The sequence below is a fragment of the Bacillus sp. GC_Bacil_1 genome, from assembly GCF_026540675.1.
GTDB classification, from domain to species: domain Bacteria; phylum Bacillota; class Bacilli; order Bacillales; family Bacillaceae_G; genus Bacillus_A; species Bacillus_A cereus.
In genome coordinates this window covers 417037-442257 of sequence record NZ_JALNUG010000002.1, presented here as the reverse complement: position 1 = coordinate 442257, position 25221 = coordinate 417037, and the positions used below count along the sequence as shown (strand labels likewise).

Sequence of the window (25221 nt, the reverse complement as noted above, 5' to 3'; positions counted from 1 at the left end):
AATTAGTGAAACGGCTTTTTTTGATGAAATCTATAAGTTGAAAAATTAGTATTTGCTGTTGTCGCCTTGGAATAAGTTTTGATGACTTTTTCTTAACGTAAATGCCTGATTGTTAAAAAGTGTTGTATGTAATTAAGCCGGAATTTCTAAAGATCGCGTACGTTCCAAACAATCTCACCGCGCTCGTCATCCCACGTACTGTGATGCCTCTTAAACCCTATCTTTTCTAGCACCCGGAGGGAAGCGATATTCCAAGCGCCTACAGTCGACCAAAGCCTGTGGCGCCCAGTAGCAATTGCAGCGTCCAGTACAACGGCTGCTGCCTCAGTCGCATAACCTTTTCCATGAGCGCTGCGGAACAATTCGTATGCAATCTCCGGCTCTTCAAGTGTGGAACGACCGATAATCAAGCCACAGTATCCAATAAAATCGCCTTCGTCTCGCCTACGAATAGTGAGAAGGGAAATGCCATTTTCGTCTGCTTTCTTGCGCATCTCAATAAGCCGGCTACGAACGGAATCAAGGGCTGGCATGTCCACACCACGTTCGCCAATTAATTTTCTCATCCAAACTGAATCGGATTCCTCCCACATACTCAGGTCAAGTCGTTCGGTTTTTAGCTGGAACTCCATAGTTTTAAATAAAGATGGCATAGCGGAACCTCCTAGTTATGTCACTGAATTCATAATAGCTTCGCACCGCATCATGTTGAACTTCTCGTTGATTCGCGAATGTATTTTCCCACTCCCGCGAGAGTTTATAGCAACAGTATACAATAGTGTTATTTTTATGCATAAGCAATTCTTTTGCAAAATAGACCATTTTCTCAAACTTTACTTTCAATCTAAAGCTGTCCCGTTATATACACATGCTCCTACTATTTCAAAATGCATAAAATGTTATGCGAAAGTATGGAGGGGATACAATGTATAATTCGAATTATTATGATTGGTATAGGCAGAATGATAAGTTGATAAGTGATATTGAGAAAGCTATAAATGGAGAGTATAGCGCTATAAGCTGCTATGCAAAATTAGCGAATATGGCTCCAAATCAAGTAGAACAAAAACAAATTCTTGAAATTCGTAATGATGAAATAAAGCATTTCCACAACTTTGTACAAATTTATACGAACTTAACTGGCAGGCAGCCGAAACCACAAATTACTGAAAACTGCCCAAATACGTATTTACAAGGATTAGAGTTCGCTATACAAGATGAACAAAAGACAGTAGATTTTTATTTGGAAATTTCAGATGAGACATCGGATGCACATTTGAAAGAGTTGTTACGGAGAATAGCTGCGGATGAACAAAATCATGCGGTATGGTTTTTATATTACTTCGTGAAGTCGAAGTGAGCATTAAGAATGAACGACTGATGTAGTGAAGATATTAAAAAATATTTTAAAACGCAGTGCAACGATTGAATAAGATATGTAAATGTAAGTAGAAGGAAACCGTTTCGCTAGTAGTGGAGCGGTTTTTTATGATGTACATAGGTATCGACAAAATATAGTAATTAAATTTGATATATAATGTATGGAACAAAAATAAATAAGCTAGGAGCAGACATATGAAAAGAGGGATTACAGTAGATATTCTAGATGGATATGATAATTTACTTTGGAAAGTCTTAAAGCCAATTGATATTACTGCATTTGATTGGCAAGCCATGGGAAGGGAGGAAGCTTATATAGATAGTAGGGAATGAATTAGGTCCAGAATTATTTTCAGAAGATAACGAGATCATGGTAGGTTCAGCTTTAAAAAAGCTAATAAAAGACAACATATATTATCTTTTATTTGTAGACTTAAAAGCATATCCAAAAGGGGAAGTACTAGGAGAAATTGAAACATATGAAGAATTTAAGGAGAGTAAGTGTGAAGTAGTCGTATTAGTAGCGGATGGTGATTACATACAAATTTATGTGAAAAACCAAGAAGAGATTGAAATGATGTATGAAAACGCACGGAATCAAGGATTGTATGTAGAATATATTACAGATGAAAATGATGGAAGGACTCGTTTGTCAGTATGGTAGCAATTTGAAAGGGGAAAGGCAATATGGAGAGAAATATAAGTAAAGAATATGCAATTCGAATTGCTACCGAAAATGAGAGTGATAGTATTAAAACTCTATTAAAAGAAGTAGCACAATGGCTACAACATAAAGAAGTGGATCAGTGGCAGTATCTTTTAGGAGAGGAAGCTACGGCTGAAATACTAGAACGTATAAGAGAGAAATATACGTATGTTGTTCTGAAAGAAGATGAAATAGTTGGTACGATTACAGTTTCTCCTAAACAAAATGAATGGGATGAACACATTTTTGGTAAAGAGGAAGTTTCTAATTCATTATATATTCATAGATTTGCGGTGAAACGAAAATATAAGGGGAATGGAATAGGAGAGAGGGTTTTACAGTGGATAGACGAGAATGTACAATGTGATAAAGAGTATTTGAAGTTAGATTGCGTGGAGCATAATCGTACGTTGAATGATTTTTATAAGAAAAATGGTTTTGAATATGTTGGAAGTACGGATGGGCTTAGTAAGTTTCAAAAGAAAAGGAGAATGTGAATGCATCCAATTAACGTAAGTTTAGTTGAAAAGTTAATACAGGAACAGTTTCCCGAATGGGCCCCTTTAGAAGTGAAACCTGTAAAGTTTAGTGGGCATGATAATAGGACGTTTCACTTAGGGGATGAGATGAGTGTAAGATTGCCAAGTGATGTGGCATATGCACCGCAAGTAGAGAAAGAAAATAGTTGGCTTCCTATATTAAGTAAGGGACTTTCTTTACCAATTTCTACACCAATTGCGAAAGGAAATCCGTCTGAAGCGTATCCATTGCCATGGTCTATTAATAAGTGGATAGAGGGAGAAACAGTTACGAAACAAAACGTTCGTGATTTAAATGAATTTGCAGCGGACTTAGGATCTTTTTTAGTAGAATTGCAATCTATTAATGCGAGTAACGGCCCTTTAGCTGGACCGCATAATTTTTACCGGGGCGGACTTATATCGGTATATGATGAAGAGGCGAGAGTTGCTATCGAAAATAATAAGGATATTTTTGAAGATGCATTATTAAAGCATCTTTGGAATTTAGCACTTAGCTCAACGTGGGATCGTAAACCAGTTTGGGTGCATGGAGATGTAGCGCCGGGTAATTTACTCGTTAAAGGTGGAAAGCTTTGTGCTGTAATTGATTTTGGTATTTTAGGAGTAGGAGATCCTGCTTGTGATGCAGCGATGGCGTGGACGTTTTTTGATGAAAATAGTAGAAATGTATTTAAAGAAGTATTACGCATGGATGAAGAAACGTGGAATAGAGCGAGAGGATGGGCACTTTGGAAGGCGTTAATTACATATGATGCGAATAGGGGTAGTAATGAAAAAGTAGCAGAAGAATTGTATCGTATCATGCAAGTGATTGTGGATGATTATGAGAGGTAATAGAAAAGCCTATTTTAAAATAGGCTTTTTCATATGATTAAATAGTAGAAATAGAAAGAAGGAATATAACATAATTATACATAATATTTAGATAATAGGAGGTGTCGAATTTTGAGTGAAATTGAATTAAAGAGTAATGTAATTAAGACAGGGCGAGAGAAGGGGATTATTCTTCGGTTTATACTTACTAGTCTCGTTGGAGTGTTTATGTTTTTCGTTCCTGTTACGATAAACGGTGCATCGTCTATTATGATTGATCATATCGTATCGTGGATCAGGGCTTCCGTTCCAGGTGTAGTACCTTATTATGCATTATTTGTTATGGCAATTGGTGCGATTTATCCATTTTATACGAAGAAATGGAATGCATCTATCGTAGACGTTTGTTTTTCTATTTTAAAAGTAGTTGGTGTCGTTTTTGGAGTATTATATTGTTTGAAAATAGGGCCAGCTTGGTTCTTTGCACCAGATGTTGGGCCGTTTTTGTATGAGAAGCTAGTCATATCAGTAAGTTTGCTCGTTCCAATTGGTTCGGCATTTTTAGCGTTATTAGTTGGATATGGATTGCTTGAATTTATCGGTACATTTTGCCGTCCGATTATGAGGCCATTATGGAATACGCCAGGGAGATCGGCGATTGATGCAGTTGCTTCCTTCGTTGGAAGTTATTCGCTTGCCCTTCTTATTACGAATCGTGTGTATAAAGAAGGAAAGTATACGACAAAAGAAGCAGCAATTATCGCTACAGGATTTTCTACAGTATCCGCTACATTTATGATCATCATCGCAAAAACATTAGATATTATGCATTTATGGAATGTTTATTTTTGGACTACGCTTGTTGTAACATTCATCGTGACTGCTATCACCGTAAGAATCCCGCCCCTTAGTAGAAAACCAGATACATATGTAACAGAAGAAGGATTTCCAGAGCCTGTTTATAAAGAAAAAATGCTAGAACGTGCTTGGGAGGATGCGTTAGAAGTATCAAAGTCTGCACCGAGCATTATGAAAAATATTACAGTGAATTTAAAAGACGGATTTATTATGACAATGGGAATTTTACCATCTATTATGTCAGTAGGATTAATTGGTATCGTCTTAGCGAAGTTCACGCCAATATTTGATTGGATCAGTTATATTTTCTATCCGTTTACATGGCTATTACAATTACCGGAAGCAGACTTAGCTGCTAAAGCTGCATCAGTTGGTATTGCAGAAATGTTTTTACCGTCATTATTAGTAGTAAGTGCACCACTTGTGACAAAGTTTGTCATTGCAGTTGTTTCCGTATCATCTATACTGTTTTTCTCCGCTTCCATTCCTTGTATATTATCAACAGATATTCCGTTAAAAGTATCTGAACTTATTATTCTGTATGTGCAGAGAACGATTTTAACGTTGCTTATCATTACGCCGATTGCTTATTTGTTGCTTTGAAGTTTTAATAAGATAAAGTTAAACAAAAGAAGCCGTCTGTAAAAAAGAGGGCTTCTTTTGTTTAAAAGCGGGATATTCTTATTTATTTTTCGTATATGACGTAACGCTTCTTAAGAAGATTCCTAGTCCCGCAAAAAAGAATCCTAAGCATAATAAGCTACCTGGCGTTCCCCAAGTAATTTGATCTAGCATTTTTATCCCCTCCCGTTTATTATTATATAGAATTTATTGGGATTTACCAGAATTTTCTTTTTTATAATTGCGATATTAATGTTTATCGATGATCTATCCCACCCTAGATATGCAGAGTATATTCGAAAAATGATTCTTTCAATTATATTCTTTTATTATTATAAAACGTTTTTATTTTATATGATATAGTAACAACAAAGGGGGCTTAAAAATGGAAATTATTCACGAAAGAGCAAAGTTGCGGTTAATGGATAATACTGATGTCGAAACTTTGTTTTCGATTGTAGAAGGAAATCGGGATATTTGGGCGTATTTAATCTCTAAAATGGATAGTGTGCAAGATATGCAACAATACGTTCAAAAAGCGATAAAGGGTTACGGAAGAGGTACTCAAATACCTTTCATAGTCGTAGATCAACAGTCGAATAAGATTGTAGGAAGTACACGTTTATATAATATTTCAGTAGAAGATAAGACAGTTGAGTTAGGGCAAACGTGGTATCATCCGAGTGTGCAACGTACGAGTATAAATACAGAGTGTAAGTATATGCTTCTTCAGTATGCTTTTGAAAAATTGCATATGCTGAGAGTGCAAATTAAGACGGATACAAGAAATGAAAAAGCACAACGAGCAATTGAAAGATTAGGCGCAGTAAAAGAAGGTGTGCTTAGAAATGAAAGAAAATTACCGAATGGTTATGTGAGAGATGCGGTGGTGTACAGTATTATCTCGAGTGAATGGCCAGGCGTAAAAGAACAATTGTTAGAAAAATTAGAGTTGTATAAAGAAAAGTTATAATTCGTGTTTTGAAAGGTATATTGTTCGTGAGATATGAAAAATATACCTTTTTTCTTACAAAATGCTACTTTATTTTAATTCCTTTTGTTTCATCGTTCCCTTCTGAGAAAAAATTCGTTACAATGTAGTTGTATGGTAATAAACTTATGAATTTAAAAAATGTAATGAAAACCGCAAATGAAAATGAATTGATAATCCTCAATTTTAAATGAAAACCCTTTTATACATAAATAACAAGTAAAGTTCCTTCTTTTAAATAAACTCAAACAAAACGATTTGATATAAATGTTTTTTATAGAAGTATGGATGATGTACGGAGGCAATTACAAATGAAAGAAAATAAGAAAAGTAAGAAAAGACGAATCTTTCAAGTATTTTTACTAATGATTTGTTCTGCTATTTTATATGTAAGTTATGCAGCTTACGATATTTGGAGTTATCGTTTTAAAGCAAATGATGACGTGAAAACGGATGCTGGTATCGTACTAGGCGCAGCTTCATGGAATGGAAAACCATCTCCTGTATTTAAAGAAAGAATTAATCATGCGATTTCTTTATATAGGAACGGAAATATTAAAAAGATTATTTTTACAGGTGGTACAAAGTTCGAGGCAGAACTTGAGGAAGCACGTACTGCAAGAGTATATGCAATGAAACAAGGTGTAAAAGAGGAAGATATTTTAATTGAAACTAAATCCCTTTTCACTGAAGAAAATTTAAAAAATGCGAAGCAAGTTGGAATAGAGAACGGTATACAAACATACACGATTGTAAGTGATCCACTTCATATGAAACGCGCAATGAGAATCGCAAAACATATTAATATTGAAGCGTATGCTTCACCAACGCCGACATCAGCATATAAAACGTTAGATACAGAAATACCATTCTTCTTTAAAGAATTATTCTCGTATATTGGATATGTAACCTCTTTGCCGTTAAAAGCATTGAAGGGGGACTAATATAAGAAAAGAATCTATCCTTAAATAGGAACTTTTCTTATTAGTCAAAAACATTGTATTTTTATCGGAATAGTGAAACAATAGAGAGGTAGCTTCATATAATCATAATGACAAAATGAACGGTTTATGAATCGAGCATAAAGGAGATTATAGTATGGCACTCTCATTTGTTGAAACAGAAGAACAGTCTTTAATTATTGAGAAAATAAATAAATTGATTCCGAAGTTCATGGAAAGGGAGCATCAGCTAAGTGAATTAGGATCATTTCCGTATGAAAATATAAATGATTTGAAAGATATTGGATATACGAAATTAACGTTACCGAAGGAATTTGGTGATAGTGCGATTTCTTTATATGACTTCGTTTTATTTCAAGAGAAAATCGCGGAAGGCTGTGGAGCTACTGCATTATCGATTGGCTGGCATCTTGGCATTGTGAAGGAGCTAGCGGAAAATCGCTCTTGGAATGATGAGATGTTCAAATGGTTTTGCGAAGAAGTACGTAATGGTGCGCTCTTTAATAGGGCAGCAACAGAACCGAAAACAGGGAGTCCGACGCGTGGCGGCAAACCAGAAACAATAGCGGTTCAACAAGGCGAGAAGTGGGTTATAAATGGAAGAAAAACTTTTACAACGATGGCGCCAGTACTTGATTATTTTATTATTTCAGCAAGTATGGAAGGCCAAGAAGAAGTTGGTGAGTTTGTCATTCCAAGAAATACACTCGGTGTATCTATTGAAGAAACGTGGGATAGCGTTGCAATGAGAGGGACTGCTAGCCACGACCTTGTCTTACAAAATGTAGAGATAGAAAGCCGCTTTTTTACGGATGTAAAAGGCGGGAAAGTGAAACAAAAGGGTATTGGCTGGTTGCTACATATACCAGCATGTTATTTAGGAATTGCACAATCAGCAAGAAATTATGCAGTTCAATTTGCGGGATCATACAAGCCAAATAGTTTAAACCATTCTATTAGTTTATTACCGAATGTTAGAAAATTAGTTGGAGAATTAGAACTCGAGCTTATGCAAGCTCGCGTCTTTTTATATCAAATTGCGAAAAAATACGATGAGGCAGAAGATAAACTGTCACTGCAAGCAGAATTAGCGGCAGTGAAATACGCCGTAACAAATGCGGCGATATCCATAGTGGATAAATCAATGCGCATCGTAGGAGCAAAAAGTTTATCAGAAAAAAATCCGCTCCATCGTTACTATTTAAACGTCAGAGCAGGATTACACAATCCACCGATGGATGATGCAACATTGTCTATGCTGGCGGATGCGGCGTTTCGGTCGTAGTATTTAAAGCTTACATTTTATTGTTTATGGATATTATAGTTGTTTTGAAAGCACGGGTTTGATTAGTAATCAAACCCGTGCTTTTTATGTGTATGAAGTACTTGGTTGAGATGTAGGTTTTTAATATAAATGATTATCATGGTTTTTTGATTGTTTCTTGTTGAAAATTCTTATTGTAATGCCAGTTTGGAGGCTGTATAAACATTTTTCGTATTTAATCCCAAATTAATGGTCTTTCTAAGTTTACCATTCGTAAATATTGTAAAAATTGACCTGCATGGACCGCATCATGATAGGCAATTCTTAATAGCATATCACCTAAATATCGTTGATAGCCAACATCACTTCTATCAATAAGTCTTGAATCTAGCTCGGCTATGCTTATTGATTGAACATATTCTATGAAGTCAGTAAAGTATGATTGTGCCAATTCAATTTCTTTTTTTACACAAGTAATTGGCTCGTCATCATACGGGGTACGTATGTCGTTTATTGAACCGTTGTTTTTTATAATCATATGATAGTAAAAAGTTGAGCTCCATACGTGACGAATCATTTCACCAAAGGACATAGCCTCAGAATCAGGCTTCCAATTAAGAAAATTATCGGGAAGAGAATTCCATAATTTTTCTGAGCGCCTTCTCGTTTCTTTTAAATTTAATATACTAAGATCAATTGCATTCATAATACATTCTCCTTTACTATTAAACTTAAAATAATTGTATCAATTTAATAGTTAGGGTATCATCGAAATATGAATGTATATCCGAATATCTCATATATAGCTAAACTAATTGCTGAACCTACAAGAGCAATCATCTTAGAGTGTCTAATGAATAATCAGGCACTACCTGCTAGTGAATTGGCTTATATGGCAAAAGTGTCACATCCAACAATTAGTTCGCATCTTTCTAAATTAGTAGAAGGGAATTTACTTACAGTTGAACAACATGGTAGACATCGCTACTATCGACTTGCTAATCAAGAAGTTGCAGAAGTGCTTGAAAAGTTAGGGACAATTGCACCAACAGTTCAAGTTCGCTCTTTAAAACAATCAAGCCAACTAAAACAAATTCGTTATGCTCGAACTTGTTATGATCATCTTGCAGGCAAACTCGGTGTAGAGATAACTGAAAAATTACTTGATAGGAAATTTATAATTTTAGAGGATGGAGAATACATTGTAACGGAACAAGGTAAGAAATGGTTTCTGAATTTTGGAATAAATATTGATAAGGCAGATATAAAAAGGAGGGTATTTGCAAAACCTTGTCTTGATTGGAGTGAACGACGCTACCATATTTCTGGTTGGTTAGGGTCTGCAATTGCAAAACTGCTTTTTGAACAGGGATGGATTACGAAAACGGATAAGAACCGAGCTGTCCATCTTACAAAGAAAGGTGTAAAGTTATTAGAAGATCAATTAGGCATTGATATGAAAACTGAGGAAAGAAAAGCTTAAAATTAGAAAAGTCCGTCAAAATGACGGGCTTTTTCATTATGGTAGGAGTGTACATGAATAATAGGATGTTATCAATAATCGTTGCTAATAAAAAATCTTTCTTTTCATTCCTCTTTTTTAAGTTTTAAAGGAGAAAGCTAGGCTTCTTATTTTTACTAATGTTATAATAAGAAAAAAGCACGAAAAGAGGTCATCTCATGCTAGAGGTTATTGCAACATGTTTAGAAGATGTAAAACGAATTGAAAGTGCTGGCGGGAAGCGGATTGAATTAATTTCATCTTATACAGAAGGTGGTTTAACACCGAGTTATGCTTTTATAAAGAAAGCGGTAGAAGCGGTAAGTATACCAATTCATGTTATGATTCGTCCGCATGCGAAGTCTTTTACATATACGGAAGAAGAAATTGAAATGATGAAAGAAGATATTGTAGTTGCTCAGAAATTAGGAGTAGCTGGTGTTGTATTAGGTGTATTAAATGAACGAAATGAAGTGGATGAAGGGAAATTAGCGAACTTACTATCTGTTGTAGATGGAATAAATGTAACGTACCACCGTGCGATAGATGATATAGAAAACCCAGTAGAAGCAATGAACACTTTAAAGAAGTTTCATAAAGTGACTCACGTTTTAACTTCAGGTGGACAAGGAAATATAGTAGAGAATATTCCGGTGCTTACAGAAATGCAAAAGGTAAGCGATGGTCAAATTCAGCTTGTAGCTGGAGCTGGGGTGACGAAAGAAAATATAAAGCGATTGCTAGATGAAACTGGAATTTCGCAAGCTCATGTCGGTACAGCGGTAAGAGAAGGAAAATCATGTTTTTCTGAAATAGACCCTAATTTAGTACAAGAATTAGTTGAAATCATAAAATAAGTGCTTAAGAAAGAGGAGAAACGATGAAGGAAAATACGAAGAAAGAATTATTCTCTTGGGCTAAAACGATAGGTTTTACCCTTGTATTAATTGCTATTATTCGCGGTGTTTTATTTACACCTTCTTTAGTGCAAGGTGAATCAATGATGCCCACTTTAAAAAATAACGAACGAGTTCTCGTGAATAAGATTGGTTATAGTATAAGTGGATTAGATCGCTTTGATATTATCGTCTTCCACGGAAAAGAAGGATACGATTTAGTAAAACGAGTAATTGGTTTGCCAGGCGACACAGTTGAGTATAAAAATGATGTTTTATATGTAAACGGAAAAGCGATGGAAGAACCATATTTAAAAAAGTTTAAAGAAAAAGCAGTAGGCCGTGTATTAACTCCAGACTTTACGTTAGAACAAATCACTGGGAAAACGAAAGTGCCAGAAGGCCAAGTATTTGTTTTAGGGGATAATCGTGAAGTTTCTAAGGATGGTCGCATGTTTGGCTTTATTTCAGAAGATGAAATTGTCGGAAAAGGACAAGCTGTTTTCTGGCCGTTGGAACAAGTAAGAGCGTTATAAAGTGTGGTGAAGTATGGGAGAGATATTCTTTCATACTTTTTTATTTGCTTAAAATCTATTGAATGAATTGAAAGAATATTTTATAATTTTAAATTATATGTTTGTTTCGAAAAACGGAATTTAAGTTCCGTTTTTCGGAATGAAAGGGAGATAGAATGAGTATAAATAAAACGGCAGTTAAGACAATGGATATTTTAGAGTTGTTTTATGAGCATGAAGAGCTAAGTTTAACTGAGATGGTTCAGCTTACAAATATGCCGAAAACATCTGTTTATCGTTTAATTGGTTCGTTGGAAGAGATGGAGTTTTTACAAAAAAACGAAAAGGGGAAATATCGTTTAGGGGTCGTATTTTTACGGTTCGGTCAACTTGTTTCACACCGATTATCAGTAAGAAATATAGCAATTCCTTATATGAAAGAACTTAGAGATAGTTTAGGACAGGCAGTTAATTTAATAATTCAAGATGGTAATGACGCAATTTATGTTGAAAAGATGGAAGGTGTTCAGCCAGTACGCGTGTATACGGCGGTTGGAAGAAGAGCACCGCTTTATGCTGGTGCATGTCCGAGAATTTTACTATCGTATTTTTCTGAGGAAGAGAAACGGAGATACATAGAGGAAGTGGATTTAAAACAGTTTGCAGATGGAACAATTGTGGATAAGGAACAATTGCTAGAAGTGTTGCAAATGGCAAAAAAGGAAGGCTACACAATTAGTTATTCTGAGTTAGAAAATCATACAGCCGCAATAGCAGCGCCCATTTTCGCAAGTGATGGAACGGTTGTAGCAGGTATGAGTATTTCGGGATTAGCAATTGAGTACAGCGAAAGTAACATTTCATATTTTATCGCTAAGGTGAAAGAAACAGCACATCGCATTTCGAAAGAACTCGGCTTTTGGGCATAGAAAGAGGGAGTAGGATGAAATTTTCTGCGTTAGGGGATCAAGCAATTATTGTTACATTTGGTGAAGAAATTAAGATGGATATATATGAGAAAGTACAGCGGTTATTTCAAGCACTGCAGCAACATCCGTTTGCAGGAATGATTGAGTGCGTTCCGTCGTTTACTTCATTAGCTGTTTACTACAATGTATACGAAGTATGGAAGAGAAATGAGAGAAGTGAAAGGCCATATGATTACGTTCGCCAGTATATAAAGGAGCTGTGTGATTCTTATAAAGAAGAAGTAAAACAGGATGTGAAACATATTTCTATACCAGTGTGCTACGGGGGAGAATATGGACCTGATTTAGAAGAGGTTGCACATTATAAAGATTTACAAGTAGAAGATGTGATTCGAATACATAGTGAAACTACATATTTTGTATATATGTTAGGTTTTACACCAGGGTTCCCGTATTTAGGAGGACTATCAAAAGAATTAGAAACACCTAGAAAAGAAACACCACGGTTACAAATCTCTCCTGGTTCAGTAGGTATTGGCGGAAATCAAACAGGTATATATCCGCTTGAAACACCAGGAGGATGGAATATTATCGGCCGAACTCCTATTTCATTATTTAATCCGGAAGAAGAAATACCAACATATATTCAAAGTGGTATGTATTTACGATTTATCCCAATAACGAAGGAAGAGTACGTATCACTTGAGGGGGCTAAAGAATGGATGTAGAAGTTTTGCATGCGGGAATGTTTACAACAGTCCAAGATTTAGGGCGATCTCATTATCAACAATACGGTGTACCAGTTGGCGGGACTATGGATCAAAGTGCACTTCGGATGATCAATATGTTAGTTGGTAATGAGGAGAATGAAGCGGGACTCGAAATGACAATTATGGGACCTAAATTGTTAATAAAGAAAACGACTTTACTTGCGATTGGCGGAGCAGATATGGAACCGTTATTGAATGGAGAACGTATCCCGTTATGGCGTCCCATTTTAGCGGAAGAAGGTAGTATGCTTTGTTTTGGGAAAGTGAAAAGTGGTTGCAGAGCGTATGTAACTTTTGCGGGTGGTATACATATTGAGCGTACAATGGGAAGTAAAAGTACGTACATACGTGCTGCGATTGGTGGTATAGAAGGAAGAATGCTCAACAAGGGTAACTATTTCCAAATTGGTGCACAACCAGAAATGGCGAGTCGTTTCATTCAAGGCTTACAAAAAGATGCGAGAATAAAAACGAAATGGGCAATTAGCAACAGCGTACTACCAAAGTATAAGAAACATCCAAAGCTTCGTGTCATAACTGAATTTGAATATGATCAATTTACAGAAGAAAGTAGAAAGGCATTTTTTACGAAAGAGTATAAGGTATCTAATTATGCTGACCGTATGGGCTATAGGGTTGAGGGAGAAGTTTTAAATAGGAATGAAGAAAAAGAGATTTTATCGAGTCCTGTTACATTTGGAACCATTCAAGTTCCTAATGGTGGACAGCCGATTATATTAATGGCAGATAGGCAAACGACAGGTGGCTATCCGAGAATGGGAAATATCATTTCAGTAGATTTACCTCTTATTGCCCAGCTAAAGCCGGGGGACTATGTTTCTTTTGAGAAAATTACGCTTGAAGAAGCGGAACAATTGTACATAGAACAAGAAGTAAATATGAATCTATTAAAGAAATTCATCGCTTTACGAAGCTGAAATTAGGAGGAATACATTATGACTACAATCGATTTAAACTGTGATTTAGGAGAAAGTTTTGGCGCTTATAAAATGGGGAATGATGATCAGATTCTTCCGTTCGTTTCCTCTATAAACGTTGCTTGCGGTTTTCATGCGGGTGATCCGTCTATTATGCGTCAAACTGTTGAAAAAGCTTTGGAGCATAACGTAGCAATAGGGGCGCATCCTGGATTTCCTGATTTAATTGGATTTGGTAGGAGAAACATGAATGTTTCAGCAAGTGAAGTATACGATTATGTTTTATATCAAACAGGCGCATTAGACGCATTTGTGAAAGCGGCAGGCGGGAAAATGCAGCATGTAAAGCCGCACGGTGCCTTATATAATATGGCGGCGTCTAATCCGGAAATTGCAGATGCAATTGCAAAGGCAATTTATCATATAAATCCAAGTCTATTACTTTATGGATTAGCAAATAGCGAGGCGTTTATACAGGCTGCAGAAAAATACAAAGTAACTCTCGTACAAGAGGCTTTTGCGGATCGTACATATAAGCAAGATGGTACATTAACGAGCCGTACAGAAGAAAATGCGCTTATAAAAGATGAAGACGAAGCGATAAAGCAAGTACTTCAAATGGTGAAAGAAGGCCAAGTATATGCGGTCAATGGAAAGAAAGTAGCAGTTCAGGCGCAAACGATTTGTTTACACGGTGATGGGGAAAAAGCAGTGCAATTTGCAGAAAGAATATACAGAACATTCAAATTTAATGGTGTTTCTATTTGTGCACCGAAATAAAAAATAGGGGGAAGTGCTGGGATGATTAAATTAATCGGAATACTACTTGTTGCAGTGGGCTTTTTATTTAGATTAAATACACTTTTAGTAGTTATGGTTGCAGGTATTGTTACTGGTATGGTTTCAGGGTTAAGTTTTTATGATGTGATCAGCATGTTCGGTAAATTTTTCATAGAAAATAGATATATGTCTATGCCAATTATATTAACTTTACCAGTAATCGGAATTTTAGAGCGTTACGGTTTAAAAGAAAGAGCAGAAGCACTTATAACGAAATCAAAAGGAGCAACAACTGGAAGAGTATTAATGTCATATTTTACGATAAGAGAATCGTCAGCAGCACTAGGGCTTAATATTGGTGGGCATGCGCAAACAGTAAGGCCGCTCGTTGCACCGATGGCAGAAGGGGCCGCGCAAGGTAAATACGGTAAACTTCCTGAAAAATTAAGAGAAAAGATTAAAGCAAACGCAGCAGCTGCTGAAAATACAGCTTGGTTTTTCGGAGAAGATATTTTCATCGCAACTGGAGCTATTTTATTAATGAAAGGATTCTTCGATTCAGTAGGTATGCATGTCGGAGTATGGGATATGGCACTTTGGGGCATTCCGACAGCAATATCTGCACTTATTGTAAGCTGGATTAGATTTAGAAGGTTTGATAAATATATAGAGAAAACAATGAAGGCAGAAGGAAAAGAAGAGAAGGAGGCAATCTAATATGAACATCATAACAATGGATACAATCTATTATGTATTAGGGATAATCGTTGCTTTTATCGCTGTTCGTATCGCATTCGATCGTGAACATCCAAACAGATTCGGTTCTAGTTTATTTTGGGCATTGTTTGCAGTTACATTTTTATTCGGAAATGTAATTCCTTCGTTTTACGTTGGCTGTATAGTGCTCGCTATGGTCGTTTTAGCTTCAATGAATAAAGTAACAAAATCAGAGGAGAAAGAAGTACCTGTGCAAGAACGTGTGAAACATGCTGAGAAATTAAAAAATAAAATTTTTATGCCTGCACTTTTAATTCCTATTTTTACAATTATCGGTACGTTGACGTTAGGGAAAATCAAATGGGGAAATGTCTCTCTTGTTGATCCAGATAAAGTAACGTTAGTTGCATTAGCGCTTGGTGCATTACTTGCATTTGTTGCGGCGATGCGTATTACAAAATCAAAAATAACAACGCCTGTACAAGAAGGAAGCAGACTATTACAAGCTGTCGGCTGGGCTGTAATTTTACCACAAATGTTAGCAGCACTTGGCGGTATATTCGCGAAGTCTGGCGTTGGGCAAGTTGTTTCAGATTTAGTCGGACAAGTGCTGCCGACAGAGTATCCGTTCGTTGCTGTTATGGCGTACTGTTTAGGCATGATGCTATTTACAGTCGTAATGGGAAATGCATTCGCAGCGTTTGCTGTTATTACTGGCGGAATTGGCTTACCTTTAATTGTTCAAATGCACGGAGGAAACCCGGCAATTATGGCAGCACTCGGTATGTTTGCTGGATATTGCGGAACGCTACTTACTCCAATGGCAGCAAACTTTAATATCGTACCTGCGATGCTTTTAGAGCTAAAGGATAAAAATGCGGTTATTAAAGCGCAAGTACCAATTGCTCTTTCAATTTTTATCATAAATATGTTTATTATGTACGGCCTTGTATATCGTTTCTAATTAGGAGGATAAAACTATGAAAACAGTATTATTAACAGGGTTTGATCCGTTTGGCGGAGAAAATATCAATCCAGCTTGGGAAGTAGCAAAAGGTTTGCATGAAAAAACAATTGGAGAATACAAGATAATAAGCAAACAAGTCCCAACAGTATTTCATAAATCAATAAGCGTATTAAAAGAGTATATAGAAGAACTAGCGCCGAAAATTATTATATGCATTGGACAAGCTGGGGGCAGAACAGATATTACGATAGAACGTGTCGCAATTAATATTGATGATGCAAGAATTGCTGATAATGAAGGGAATCAGCCGGTAGATGTACCGGTTGTAGAAGAAGGAGCGATTGCGTATTGGTCCACACTCCCGATGAAAGCAATCGTAAAAAAACTTCGCGAAGAGGGCATACCGTCATCTGTTTCACAGACGGCAGGCACATTCGTTTGTAATCACTTATTCTATGGACTTATGCATGAACTAGAGAAACATGATAAGAAAATAAAAGGTGGATTCGTTCACATTCCGTTCTTACCAGAACAAGCGAGTAATTATCCAGGTCAACCAAGTATGTCACTTTCTACTATTCGTAAAGGGATAGAATTGGCAATCGAAGTAACGACGACAGTTGAAGTAGATATTGTAGAGGTTGGGGGCGCAACGCATTAAGTAAAATGAATTGTACAACACCTCCTGTAAACAACTGGTATAATAAGAATAGGAAAATACATAGAGGTGATTTTTGTGCAACAATTTGAAGAACTACGTTCAATTTTAGAAAAAGCGAAGAAAATTACAGTATTAACAGGCGCTGGTGCAAGTACGGAAAGTGGTATTCCAGATTTTCGTTCAGCAAATGGGTTGTATGCTGATGCGAATGTGGAGATGTATTTATCGAGAGGGTATTATAATCGAAGTCCGAAAGAGTTTTGGAAGCATTATAAAGAAATCTTTCAAATTAATACGTTCCATCAATATAAACCAAATCGTGGACATCGCTTTTTAGCTGCGCTAGAAGAACAAGGGAAAGATATTACGATTTTAACGCAAAATATTGACGGTTTACATCAATTAGGTGGCAGTAAGCATGTCATCGATTTACATGGAACACTTCAAACAGCACATTGTCCAAAATGTAAATCAGGCTATGATTTACAGTATATGATTGATCATGAAGTACCGCGTTGTGAGAAGTGTAATTTCATTTTAAATCCAGACGTTGTTTTATACGGAGATACATTGCCGCAATATCAAAATGCTATCAAACGTTTATATGAAACAGATGTGCTTATCGTTATGGGAACATCACTAAAAGTACAGCCTGTCGCTTCATTCCCGCAAATTGCAAAGAGGGAAGTGGGAGCAACAACTATTTTAGTAAATGAAGAGTTAACAGGACAGGAATATAACTTTGATTTTGTTTTTCAAAATAAGATTGGTGAGTTTGTTGAAGGGTTATCGTCGGTTAAATAAGTTATTATTTTTATGAAAAACTGAGGTGTATAGAGAACACCTCAGTTTTTTGTTTGAATAAAATTCATGTTATGACGTATGAAGGGGAATGGTAATAAATAGGTTGTAAAATTAAAAAACTGAAAATTAAATCTTTTATTTCTTTAGTAATTAATATAAAATTCTATATATATCATATAAATAAATTTGATACATAATGATTTTGCGTAGAAATGTTAATAGAATGAAGCGAGGGAGCGAAATGAGACAGAAAAAGGAGCAGAAAAAACAATCGAAAAAGAAAAAGACTCATATTCCATTTCGGTTAAATGTACTATTTTTTATTGTCTTTCTTTTATTTTCAGCTATTATAATTCAATTAGGTAAAGTACAAATCATTGATGGAGAAACGTATAGAAATGAAGTAAACAAAAAGGAAGATGTAACGGTAAGTACTCCCGTTCCTAGAGGGAAAATGTTTGATCGACAAGGTCACGTTATTGTAAATAATAAACCATTACGAACCGTTACATATACGAAAATGAGAGGAGTGGACTCGAAAGAAGTTTTACAAGTAGCAAGAGATTTAGCTAAGCTAATTGAAATGTCGCAAGAGGACATGGATAAGTTAACAGAGACAGATAAAAAAGATTTTTGGATGCAGTTAAATGAAAAGCGGGCAGCAGCGAAAGTAACGAAAGAAGATGAGAGTAAATTTAGAAAGCAAGAAATAGAAGGAAAAGAGTTAGATAAAAAAGTAGAAGAACTGCGCCGGGAAAGAATTACACAAGAAGAATTAAATGAGCTTTCAAAGGAAGATATAGAAGTATTAGTAATTAAAAGCAAAATGAATGCGGGATATAAAATGACTCCGCAAATCGTTAAAAAAGACGTAAGTGAAAATGAATATGCTGTCGTTAGTGAAAGGTTGGCAAGTTTACCGGGGGTAGATACAACAGTAGATTGGGAACGTGAATACCCAAATGATAAAATACTGCGCTCTATACTAGGTAGCGTTTCTAATGAAAATGAAGGGTTGCCAAGAGAACAATTAGATTATTATTTAGTTCGTGATTATAATCGAAACGACCGTATTGGTAAAAGTTACATCGAAAAACAATACGAAGATGCACTACATGGAACGAAAGAACAGTCTAAAAATATTATGGATAAAGCAGGGAAGATTGTTCGAACAGAAAAAGTGACTGAAGGAAAAAGTGGAAATAACTTGATGTTAACAGTCGATATGGATTTACAGAAAAGAGTAGAGGGAAGCCTTGAAAAGAATTTACGAGCCTTTCATGCTGCAGAGCCGATGATGGATCGTGCGTTCGTAGTAATGATGAATCCGAAAAACGGTCAAATTTTATCAATGGCAGGAAAGAAAATTGTAAATAAAGATGGCGGTATGCAAATAGAAGATTATGCATTAGGAACGATGACAAGTTCTTATGAGTTAGGGTCAACTGTAAAAGGGGCTACTTTATTAACTGGATATCAAACAGAAGCGATTAAGCCGTATACACACTTCTTTGATGCGCCAATGTATTTTAAAGGAAGTTCTAAGCCGAAGAAATCGTGGAAAGAATTTGGGGATATTGATGATTTAAGAGCTTTGCAAGTGTCATCGAACGTTTATATGTTTAATACAGCTTTAAAAATGGCAGGCATTAATTATGTTCCAAACAATCCATTAGATATTAAACAAGAAACATTTAATAAAATGCGCTACTATTTTAGACAATTTGGCCTAGGTGTGTCGACTGGTATTGACCTGCCAAATGAATCGATCGGTCAAATAGGTAGAACTGATAACATACCCGGATTTTTACTTGATTACGCGATTGGACAGTATGATACATATACACCGCTTCAGCTTGCGCAATATATTTCAACCATTGCAAATGGCGGTTACCGAATGAAACCACAAATTGTACAAGAAGTTAGAGAGCAACCGAATAGACCAGAGGATGCAGGAAAAGTCGTTCGGTCGATTGAACCAGTTGTATTAAATAGAGTGGATATGGAAACTTCGTACATTAATCATGTAAAAGAAGGATTTAGAAGAGTTTTTCAAGAAGCTGACGGAACCGGAACCGGAACATTTAAAGGTCTACCATATAAACCAGCGGGAAAAACAGGAACAGCTGAGACAGTATATGGTGGAGAAAGTGATATTGGAAGAGATGAGAACAACAACCGAAAAAAATGTTATAATTTAACTCTTGCCGGTTATGCACCATATGATGCGGATCCGGAAGTAGCTTTTTCAGTTGTTGTACCATGGGTGAATGATGATAAATCAGGAATTAATTCTGCGATTGGTAAAGAGATTTTGGATGCGTATTTTGAATTAAAAACAAATAGATCAAATACAAATTCAATTCCAGTAGAACAACCGAACAAGGCACAGTAAAAATAGTATCACTGCATGGAAACATATTGTGCAGTGATATATTTTTTGAGTTAAAAAGCGCTTTATAAGGTGGGAATGGATATGAAAAAGGAGATTAAGAGAGGCTGGGGAAAGTACATACTATTTATATTGGTGATAGTCATAGGCTACCATTCTTTTACTTTATGTAAGGTGGAAGGGGAATCGATGCAGCCGACTTTATATGAAGAAGACTACGTATTTGTAAATAAAGCGGTAGTACGTCTTTCTAATTTACAACACGGAGAAATTGTCATTATAAAAGAAGAGGATGAATCGAAATATTATGTGAAACGTGTAATAGGGCTTCCTGGTGATGTAATTAACATAACGAACGGAAAGGTATATGTGAACGATAAAAAGCAAGAAGAACCATATACGAACAAAGATTTATTTAACAACACACAAGTGTTTTATAACTTTCAAAAGACAAAAATTCCACCAAATAAGTTATTTGTAATGGGAGATAACCGCGAAGTAAGTAGAGATAGTCGAAATGGCTTAGGATATATTGAAGAAGATAACATAATTGGCAAGGTGGAATTCGTATATTATCCTTTTTCAAAAATGAAAATGATAGAATAAGTGGGGGATGAGCAAAACCCCACTTATTAAAGTTTCACTTTATTTTCTTTAAAAAACCTTTTGGATTAAATGATATGAAAAATTTATGTTTAGACTCGTCGATTATGAAGTTATTGTTTTTTGTTAAAAACTCTTCCACAGCTTCCATTGGGCCAGGACCCCAATCGGGAAGAAGCGGATTTCCGTTAATGGAGGTATCTTCTACAATTATATAACTGCCAGTAGTGACGATAGATTTATATAGCAAGAGTTCTTTTGAAACATGCTCTTTACTATGATCAGAATCTAAAATAACTAAAATCACATCATCAGGTTTGCGCATACTTACTATTGTTTGGATGGCCTGCACAGAAACAGAAGATGCTGTTAAATACGTAATCCGATTATGTGATGGCCGATTTGGCTGCGGAGTTATATCGATAGTAAGTACGTGACCTTTTCCAATTAAATCTAACATAGAAGCTAAATACAGTGCACTACCACCGTGAAAAGTCCCGCATTCAATAATTAAATCGGGCTTTAATTCATAAATGATTTCTTGATACAAAAAGAGATCAGAGGGAAGTTTACAGATTGGAACTCCAAACCAATGTGTATCTTTTAACCACACAAGGCTGTCGTAATATTGTTTTAGAAATTCATTGCTTATAGTATCGATTTTAAATTCTCCTTTCTAAAAAGGATTCTCTCGTTTGACGTAAAGTGTTTACGCATGAAAGTTGTACTATATATTATGTAGTAAGGAATTGTAAGGCGAGTGTTTTTACTTGAAAATAAGCCAAATAACTCATGTGGAAAATGAAAGGAAATGATCGTATGTACAAATACACAATTTGCTTTATTAGAAAAAGCGATAAAATACTGCTATTAACATAGAAATAAAAAGCCGAATATGGGGATGTGGAATGGTGTTGGAGGAAAAATAGAAGAGAATGAAACGCCATACGAAGGAATAATTAGAGAAACGTTTGAGGAAACGGGCATAGAACTTTCAAGTGTAACGTATAAAGGGACTGTTGGTTTTAAAGGTAAAGGTGAGCCCCAGGCTAGTGAAGGAATGTATGTGTTCGTTGCTGATTTGCCAGATGGAATGCAAATGAATACACCATTACGTACGGCTGAAGGCTTATTAGAATGGAAAGAAATTGATTGGATATTAGATGGTGATAATAGAGGAGTAGTTAGCAATTTACCAAAATACTTACCGACAGTATTAACAGAAGAAAATAAGTTAAAACATATATTCACGTACGATAACCGGAATATTATTCATTACACAACTGCATGTTTGAAAGAAGATGATGCGAACAAGCGATATGAAAAACAACTTGTTTCTCAATAGAAGAGGAAAGTGAAAAATCACGTTTTTGCTCTTGTTATATATGCGAGGTGATTATAAGTTTCAGAAATACAATTCATTGGTCATAATTGTAATATGTATGATATAACTTTTCTTATGGTGAAAGAGTAGAGAACATACGTAAAAGGAACAAAAAAGGAGGTGGCTTTGCCACCTCTTTTCCGTTAGTCACGAATCGCCTTAATCATAAATCGATGTTGCTTCACATCAAAATATCCTTTTTTCAAGATAATCTCATGTATACGATATAACTCCTCATAATACCTTTCGACAGTGAAATCAGGAATTTGCCACGGAATTGCTTTTAAATAATAGACGATAGCGCCAATATCATAAAAGCGTTGGAAAGGGAATTCTTCTTTTGCTTCTAAGATAGTAAATCCGTTTTCCTGTAGTTCATTACATGCCGCTTCAAGCGACCAACTTGCAAATTCACTATTTAGTGGTGTGTCAAATTGGTCATTAAGTTCCGCGCAATCGAGACCGCCAACTTGTTGTGTAAGAAATGTTCCATTTGGAGAAAGGATTCTTTTTACTTCAGAAGCAGCATATGATTCATGTTGGTTTAGGATTAGATTAAACTGACCATCTTGAAATGGCAATGCAGTATCATCGTTCACCTCTACAACAGTAACCCCCAAAGGCTCTAATTTCTTTCGAGCAATTGGCACGTTTGGAGCGTAGCCCTCAGTAGCATAAATAGTTGACGGGAACGGTTGTAACATAGATAAAAACTCTCCGCCGCCAGTCCCCATATCGAGCATTGATTCTGCATGCTGCATAAGCTGGAAAGCTGTACTGCCATATGACCACGATAAAGGCTCGCTCTTCATTCGACCCGTTTCTGAAATAAAAGAAAAATCCCAACCGCTAAAATTTGTATTAGCACTTTCTAATAAAGTTAAAAATAATGGATCACGTTTCATAATTGTATCCTCCTATTTTGTAAGTAAATGATATGGTGAGAAAAGAAAAAAGGAGGACCTCTTATGAAAGGGGAACGGTTTTACGTTTCGTGTTCGAATAGATTCATATAAATTCGCTCCTTGTGAGAATAGTAATTTATATATTCGGGATAATCGAGTGGGAATCCTTTAAAATTATGGGAGAAGGTAGTTGTTTGATGAAAGATTGGATGGAGTGTACAGAAAAAGGTTGCACTCAAACTTTAGAAAAGGTATTTAGTAAACTTAAATTTCCGCCCAGCCCTTTTATGAGATATGTGATATTTCTCACTACTATTATGTAACAATAAAGTCGTACTGTTTATAAAAGAAGTGACGTTTTTGTATCCCTTTGGATTTACTTATCTATGGGATAAGTAAATAAGTAGACATATAAACTGAATATAAAAACGTTTTAATTCTTTGGAAACATCCCATAATTTAGTATTGTTATATATGGAATAATTTATTTGTACGAAAAGAGGAATAAGATGTTTATACAAAAGTATAAGGATTTGATGCTAGGGATAGTTGGTGCTGTATTAGGAGTAATATCCTTTGTTTATTTTAAAGATTTAGATTATATATAAGACGGGCCTTAAGTTATTATCTGTAACATTAATCATTATAGGTCGGGTTATTGCCTGTGATTCGATCCGTTTCAATAAAAAAGAGAATAATAACGTATAAGATTATTATTATATAAATTTAGCTTGTTGAGCATGGGGAATACTAATCTTACAAAATTGTAAGATTAGAAGTCACATAGTTAGATAGAAGTCATTAACTTATGAAAAAAACTCATCTATAATCCAGATATAAATCATTTACTAAAGGAGTATTCTAATGAAAAAAATTATAAGTTATACGGTTGTTATTGCTATTTTTATAGGAATAGGATTAGGAGTAAAACGTTATGTGCAAGGTCCAGGACAACCAGTCGATGGGATTCTAGTTAGTGGTACTGCAACTGACGTAGAAAAAGTTAAACAAGAGTTTAAAGATGACACTAAACAATCAATAGACTATAAGGTAAAGTACGTCACAATAACAAAAAGGATTCCATTATCAGAAGAAGATAAGAAACAAAATGATACAAATGAAGAATTTGAAATCAACACTACAGAATATGCAGTTATTAATAGTTCTACCGCGGTAAAATTATTTAATAAGGGACTTCTAAGAGCTAGAAAAGATCCAAATTCAGCATCTATTATTTCTGAGAGGGTGAAAGATAAAAATAAAGTATCTAGTGATCAGAATCTATTATTTTCTTATGCGGGTGATAATTTTGAAAATAACCAGTTGAATTTGAACGGTAAGATAGTACCTGCTCAGTATGTTAAACAGCAAATTTGGATTGGGTATGTTCCAATGAACCTTGTTATTCTAAACGACCAAGAATATAATACAATTTCTGAATCAGAGTCAATAATGAAATTGATTCAATTTCAAAAACGTAATTTTGATTATAAAAACAAACAAGAAGTAGACAAAGTTTTACAACAGATTGATAAGCTCTCTTCGAATAATCAGAATAAAATAAACTTTGTAGAGGTACAAGACTAAATTAAAATGAAAATAAGGTGATATAAATGGAAATCGTAAGAATAGAAAATGTAGTCAAAAGTTATGGTGAAGGAAATAGTAGGGTAGATGCTTTGAAGGACATAAATCTTTCTATACAGCAAGGGGAATTTGTATCAATCGTAGGAGCTTCTGGCTCAGGTAAAAGTACATTGTTACATATTTTGGGAGGGTTGGACCGTCCGAGTTCAGGACAAGTATTTATTGGAGAGAACAATATTTATAATTATTCAGATAATGAACTTTCGATATTTAGAAGAAGAAAAGTTGGTTTTATATTTCAGTTCTTTAATTTAATTCCTGTATTGAATGTGCAAGAGAATATAGCTTTGCCCACTTTACTAGATAATGAACCTGTAGATAATCCTTATATGGACGAAATTATTGAAATTCTGGGACTTCATGAAAGACGAAATCATTTACCATCTGAATTATCAGGAGGTCAGCAACAACGGGTTTCGATTGGGAGGGCACTTATAAATCGCCCACATTTAATCTTAGCTGATGAACCTACAGGAAATCTGGATACTCAAAATACAAAAGAAGTCATGGATTTATTAAGATTGACAGCAAAAAAATATAATCAAACTATTGTATTGATTACTCACGATTTAAAAATTGCATCAACTTCTGACCGTATTATTACAATTGAAGATGGCCAAATCATTTCCGATCAGTGGCTATCCACGAATAAGCCTAAGACGGGAGGAAACTAAT

General features: G+C 35.4%; 26 protein-coding genes and 2 pseudogenes. 24 read left to right on the top strand and 4 right to left on the bottom strand.

Going from position 1 to position 25221, the window contains the following annotated elements; translation table 11 throughout:
- Positions 1 to 146: 146 nt before the first annotated feature.
- Positions 147 to 653, bottom strand: coding sequence for a GNAT family N-acetyltransferase (locus OXT04_RS05370; protein ID WP_001139527.1), 507 nt, complete (start codon positions 651 to 653; stop codon positions 147 to 149).
- A gap of 272 nt (positions 654 to 925) precedes the next feature.
- Between OXT04_RS05370 and OXT04_RS05365 the strand changes: the two genes are divergently transcribed.
- The 8 genes and pseudogenes from OXT04_RS05365 to OXT04_RS05330 all read left to right on the top strand — a co-directional run bounded on the left by OXT04_RS05365 (position 926) and on the right by OXT04_RS05330 (position 8158).
- Positions 926 to 1360 (top strand): ferritin-like domain-containing protein, encoded by a 435-nt coding sequence (locus OXT04_RS05365; protein WP_000282832.1) that lies wholly within the window; start codon positions 926 to 928, stop codon positions 1358 to 1360.
- Positions 1361 to 1575: 215 nt separating this feature from the next.
- Positions 1576 to 2044: pseudogene (locus OXT04_RS05360) on the top strand (DUF2691 family protein).
- 23 nt (positions 2045 to 2067) lie between these two features.
- The gene (locus tag OXT04_RS05355) at positions 2068 to 2583 is read left to right on the top strand and encodes a GNAT family N-acetyltransferase (protein WP_267413689.1); all 516 of its coding nucleotides are present in this window, start codon (positions 2068 to 2070) and stop codon (positions 2581 to 2583) included.
- Positions 2584 to 3462, top strand: coding sequence for an aminoglycoside phosphotransferase family protein (locus OXT04_RS05350; RefSeq protein WP_000553381.1), 879 nt, complete (start codon positions 2584 to 2586; stop codon positions 3460 to 3462).
- Between the two features lie 111 nt (positions 3463 to 3573).
- Positions 3574 to 4902, top strand: coding sequence for a YjiH family protein (locus tag OXT04_RS05345; RefSeq protein WP_001289425.1), 1329 nt, complete (start codon positions 3574 to 3576; stop codon positions 4900 to 4902).
- 403 nt (positions 4903 to 5305) lie between these two features.
- Complete coding sequence (locus OXT04_RS05340; RefSeq protein ID WP_000402588.1) at positions 5306 to 5893, top strand: GNAT family N-acetyltransferase; 588 nt, start codon at positions 5306 to 5308, stop codon at positions 5891 to 5893.
- A 329-nt stretch (positions 5894 to 6222) separates the two neighbouring features.
- Entirely contained in the window at positions 6223 to 6855 is a 633-nt protein-coding gene (locus OXT04_RS05335) for a YdcF family protein (protein ID WP_000662218.1), read from the top strand.
- Positions 6856 to 7009: 154 nt separating this feature from the next.
- Complete coding sequence (locus OXT04_RS05330) at positions 7010 to 8158, top strand: acyl-CoA dehydrogenase family protein (protein WP_001218355.1); 1149 nt, start codon at positions 7010 to 7012, stop codon at positions 8156 to 8158.
- A gap of 214 nt (positions 8159 to 8372) precedes the next feature.
- On the opposite strand, the gene OXT04_RS05325 is transcribed toward OXT04_RS05330, so the two are convergent.
- Entirely contained in the window at positions 8373 to 8843 is a 471-nt protein-coding gene (locus tag OXT04_RS05325; RefSeq protein ID WP_267413682.1) for a DinB family protein, read from the bottom strand.
- Positions 8844 to 8912: 69 nt separating this feature from the next.
- On the opposite strand from OXT04_RS05325, the gene OXT04_RS05320 reads away from it, so the two are divergent.
- The 13 genes from OXT04_RS05320 to lepB (OXT04_RS05260) all read left to right on the top strand — a co-directional run bounded on the left by OXT04_RS05320 (position 8913) and on the right by lepB (OXT04_RS05260) (position 20613).
- Positions 8913 to 9620, top strand: coding sequence for an ArsR/SmtB family transcription factor (locus tag OXT04_RS05320; protein WP_001103831.1), 708 nt, complete (start codon positions 8913 to 8915; stop codon positions 9618 to 9620).
- Positions 9621 to 9817: 197 nt separating this feature from the next.
- Positions 9818 to 10495, top strand: a complete 678-nt coding sequence (locus OXT04_RS05315; protein ID WP_000895115.1) for a copper homeostasis protein CutC — start codon at positions 9818 to 9820, stop codon at positions 10493 to 10495.
- Between the two features lie 23 nt (positions 10496 to 10518).
- Positions 10519 to 11070, top strand: a complete 552-nt coding sequence (lepB, locus tag OXT04_RS05310) for a signal peptidase I (protein WP_000662498.1) — start codon at positions 10519 to 10521, stop codon at positions 11068 to 11070.
- Between the two features lie 155 nt (positions 11071 to 11225).
- Positions 11226 to 11978: an IclR family transcriptional regulator gene (locus OXT04_RS05305; protein WP_267413678.1), complete on the top strand. Its 753-nt coding sequence runs from the start codon at positions 11226 to 11228 to the stop codon at positions 11976 to 11978.
- A gap of 14 nt (positions 11979 to 11992) precedes the next feature.
- The gene (gene pxpB, locus OXT04_RS05300; protein WP_000672264.1) at positions 11993 to 12706 is read left to right on the top strand and encodes a 5-oxoprolinase subunit PxpB; all 714 of its coding nucleotides are present in this window, start codon (positions 11993 to 11995) and stop codon (positions 12704 to 12706) included.
- Positions 12697 to 13686 (top strand): 5-oxoprolinase subunit C family protein, encoded by a 990-nt coding sequence (locus OXT04_RS05295; RefSeq protein WP_072938851.1) that lies wholly within the window; start codon positions 12697 to 12699, stop codon positions 13684 to 13686. The genes pxpB and OXT04_RS05295 overlap by 10 nt, the downstream gene beginning before the upstream one ends.
- Before the next feature lie 18 nt (positions 13687 to 13704).
- Positions 13705 to 14466 carry a 5-oxoprolinase subunit PxpA gene (pxpA, locus tag OXT04_RS05290; protein WP_267413674.1) on the top strand — a complete coding sequence of 254 codons (762 nt, stop codon included), beginning with the start codon at positions 13705 to 13707 and terminating at the stop codon, positions 14464 to 14466.
- A 21-nt stretch (positions 14467 to 14487) separates the two neighbouring features.
- A complete protein-coding gene (locus OXT04_RS05285; protein WP_000593392.1) occupies positions 14488 to 15183 on the top strand; it encodes a DUF969 domain-containing protein in 696 nt (231 codons plus the stop codon).
- A gap of 1 nt (position 15184) precedes the next feature.
- Entirely contained in the window at positions 15185 to 16147 is a 963-nt protein-coding gene (locus tag OXT04_RS05280) for a DUF979 domain-containing protein (RefSeq protein ID WP_001021668.1), read from the top strand.
- Positions 16148 to 16163: 16 nt separating this feature from the next.
- Positions 16164 to 16811 (top strand): pyroglutamyl-peptidase I, encoded by a 648-nt coding sequence (gene pcp / locus OXT04_RS05275; protein ID WP_267413666.1) that lies wholly within the window; start codon positions 16164 to 16166, stop codon positions 16809 to 16811.
- 75 nt (positions 16812 to 16886) lie between these two features.
- Positions 16887 to 17615 (top strand): NAD-dependent protein deacylase, encoded by a 729-nt coding sequence (locus OXT04_RS05270; protein ID WP_141541752.1) that lies wholly within the window; start codon positions 16887 to 16889, stop codon positions 17613 to 17615.
- A gap of 241 nt (positions 17616 to 17856) precedes the next feature.
- Complete coding sequence (locus OXT04_RS05265) at positions 17857 to 20010, top strand: peptidoglycan D,D-transpeptidase FtsI family protein (protein WP_023522349.1); 2154 nt, start codon at positions 17857 to 17859, stop codon at positions 20008 to 20010.
- Positions 20011 to 20091: 81 nt separating this feature from the next.
- Positions 20092 to 20613 carry a signal peptidase I gene (gene lepB, locus OXT04_RS05260; protein ID WP_002094069.1) on the top strand — a complete coding sequence of 174 codons (522 nt, stop codon included), beginning with the start codon at positions 20092 to 20094 and terminating at the stop codon, positions 20611 to 20613.
- Positions 20614 to 20647: 34 nt separating this feature from the next.
- On the opposite strand, the gene OXT04_RS05255 is transcribed toward lepB (OXT04_RS05260), so the two are convergent.
- Positions 20648 to 21271 (bottom strand): cephalosporin hydroxylase family protein, encoded by a 624-nt coding sequence (locus tag OXT04_RS05255; protein WP_265736938.1) that lies wholly within the window; start codon positions 21269 to 21271, stop codon positions 20648 to 20650.
- Positions 21272 to 21429: 158 nt separating this feature from the next.
- Here OXT04_RS05255 and OXT04_RS05250 point away from each other — a divergent pair.
- Positions 21430 to 21955: pseudogene (locus OXT04_RS05250) on the top strand (NUDIX hydrolase).
- Between the two features lie 182 nt (positions 21956 to 22137).
- Here the strand turns inward: OXT04_RS05250 and OXT04_RS05245 are convergent.
- Entirely contained in the window at positions 22138 to 22899 is a 762-nt protein-coding gene (locus OXT04_RS05245; protein ID WP_267413661.1) for a class I SAM-dependent methyltransferase, read from the bottom strand.
- Positions 22900 to 23763: 864 nt separating this feature from the next.
- On the opposite strand from OXT04_RS05245, the gene OXT04_RS05240 reads away from it, so the two are divergent.
- Both OXT04_RS05240 and OXT04_RS05235 read left to right on the top strand, forming a co-directional pair.
- Positions 23764 to 24486, top strand: a complete 723-nt coding sequence (locus tag OXT04_RS05240; protein ID WP_072938836.1) for a lipoprotein BA_5634 family protein — start codon at positions 23764 to 23766, stop codon at positions 24484 to 24486.
- A gap of 26 nt (positions 24487 to 24512) precedes the next feature.
- Positions 24513 to 25220: an ABC transporter ATP-binding protein gene (locus OXT04_RS05235; RefSeq protein ID WP_267413654.1), complete on the top strand. Its 708-nt coding sequence runs from the start codon at positions 24513 to 24515 to the stop codon at positions 25218 to 25220.
- The last annotated feature ends 1 nt before the right edge of the window (position 25221 follow it).

Coding starts and splice junctions, on each gene's coding strand:
- OXT04_RS05370 (WP_001139527.1), bottom strand. CDS start 653: ATGCCATCTTTATTTAAAACTATGGAGTTCCAGCTAAAAACCGAACGA.
- OXT04_RS05365 (WP_000282832.1), top strand. CDS start 926: ATGTATAATTCGAATTATTATGATTGGTATAGGCAGAATGATAAGTTG.
- OXT04_RS05355 (WP_267413689.1), top strand. CDS start 2,068: ATGGAGAGAAATATAAGTAAAGAATATGCAATTCGAATTGCTACCGAA.
- OXT04_RS05350 (WP_000553381.1), top strand. CDS start 2,584: ATGCATCCAATTAACGTAAGTTTAGTTGAAAAGTTAATACAGGAACAG.
- OXT04_RS05340 (WP_000402588.1), top strand. CDS start 5,306: ATGGAAATTATTCACGAAAGAGCAAAGTTGCGGTTAATGGATAATACT.
- OXT04_RS05335 (WP_000662218.1), top strand. CDS start 6,223: ATGAAAGAAAATAAGAAAAGTAAGAAAAGACGAATCTTTCAAGTATTT.
- OXT04_RS05330 (WP_001218355.1), top strand. CDS start 7,010: ATGGCACTCTCATTTGTTGAAACAGAAGAACAGTCTTTAATTATTGAG.
- OXT04_RS05325 (WP_267413682.1), bottom strand. CDS start 8,843: ATGAATGCAATTGATCTTAGTATATTAAATTTAAAAGAAACGAGAAGG.
- OXT04_RS05320 (WP_001103831.1), top strand. CDS start 8,913: ATGAATGTATATCCGAATATCTCATATATAGCTAAACTAATTGCTGAA.
- OXT04_RS05315 (WP_000895115.1), top strand. CDS start 9,818: ATGCTAGAGGTTATTGCAACATGTTTAGAAGATGTAAAACGAATTGAA.
- lepB (WP_000662498.1), top strand. CDS start 10,519: ATGAAGGAAAATACGAAGAAAGAATTATTCTCTTGGGCTAAAACGATA.
- OXT04_RS05305 (WP_267413678.1), top strand. CDS start 11,226: ATGAGTATAAATAAAACGGCAGTTAAGACAATGGATATTTTAGAGTTG.
- pxpB (WP_000672264.1), top strand. CDS start 11,993: ATGAAATTTTCTGCGTTAGGGGATCAAGCAATTATTGTTACATTTGGT.
- OXT04_RS05295 (WP_072938851.1), top strand. CDS start 12,697: ATGGATGTAGAAGTTTTGCATGCGGGAATGTTTACAACAGTCCAAGAT.
- pxpA (WP_267413674.1), top strand. CDS start 13,705: ATGACTACAATCGATTTAAACTGTGATTTAGGAGAAAGTTTTGGCGCT.
- OXT04_RS05285 (WP_000593392.1), top strand. CDS start 14,488: ATGATTAAATTAATCGGAATACTACTTGTTGCAGTGGGCTTTTTATTT.
- OXT04_RS05280 (WP_001021668.1), top strand. CDS start 15,185: ATGAACATCATAACAATGGATACAATCTATTATGTATTAGGGATAATC.
- pcp (WP_267413666.1), top strand. CDS start 16,164: ATGAAAACAGTATTATTAACAGGGTTTGATCCGTTTGGCGGAGAAAAT.
- OXT04_RS05265 (WP_023522349.1), top strand. CDS start 17,857: ATGAGACAGAAAAAGGAGCAGAAAAAACAATCGAAAAAGAAAAAGACT.
- lepB (WP_002094069.1), top strand. CDS start 20,092: ATGAAAAAGGAGATTAAGAGAGGCTGGGGAAAGTACATACTATTTATA.
- OXT04_RS05245 (WP_267413661.1), bottom strand. CDS start 22,899: ATGAAACGTGATCCATTATTTTTAACTTTATTAGAAAGTGCTAATACA.
- OXT04_RS05240 (WP_072938836.1), top strand. CDS start 23,764: ATGAAAAAAATTATAAGTTATACGGTTGTTATTGCTATTTTTATAGGA.
- OXT04_RS05235 (WP_267413654.1), top strand. CDS start 24,513: ATGGAAATCGTAAGAATAGAAAATGTAGTCAAAAGTTATGGTGAAGGA.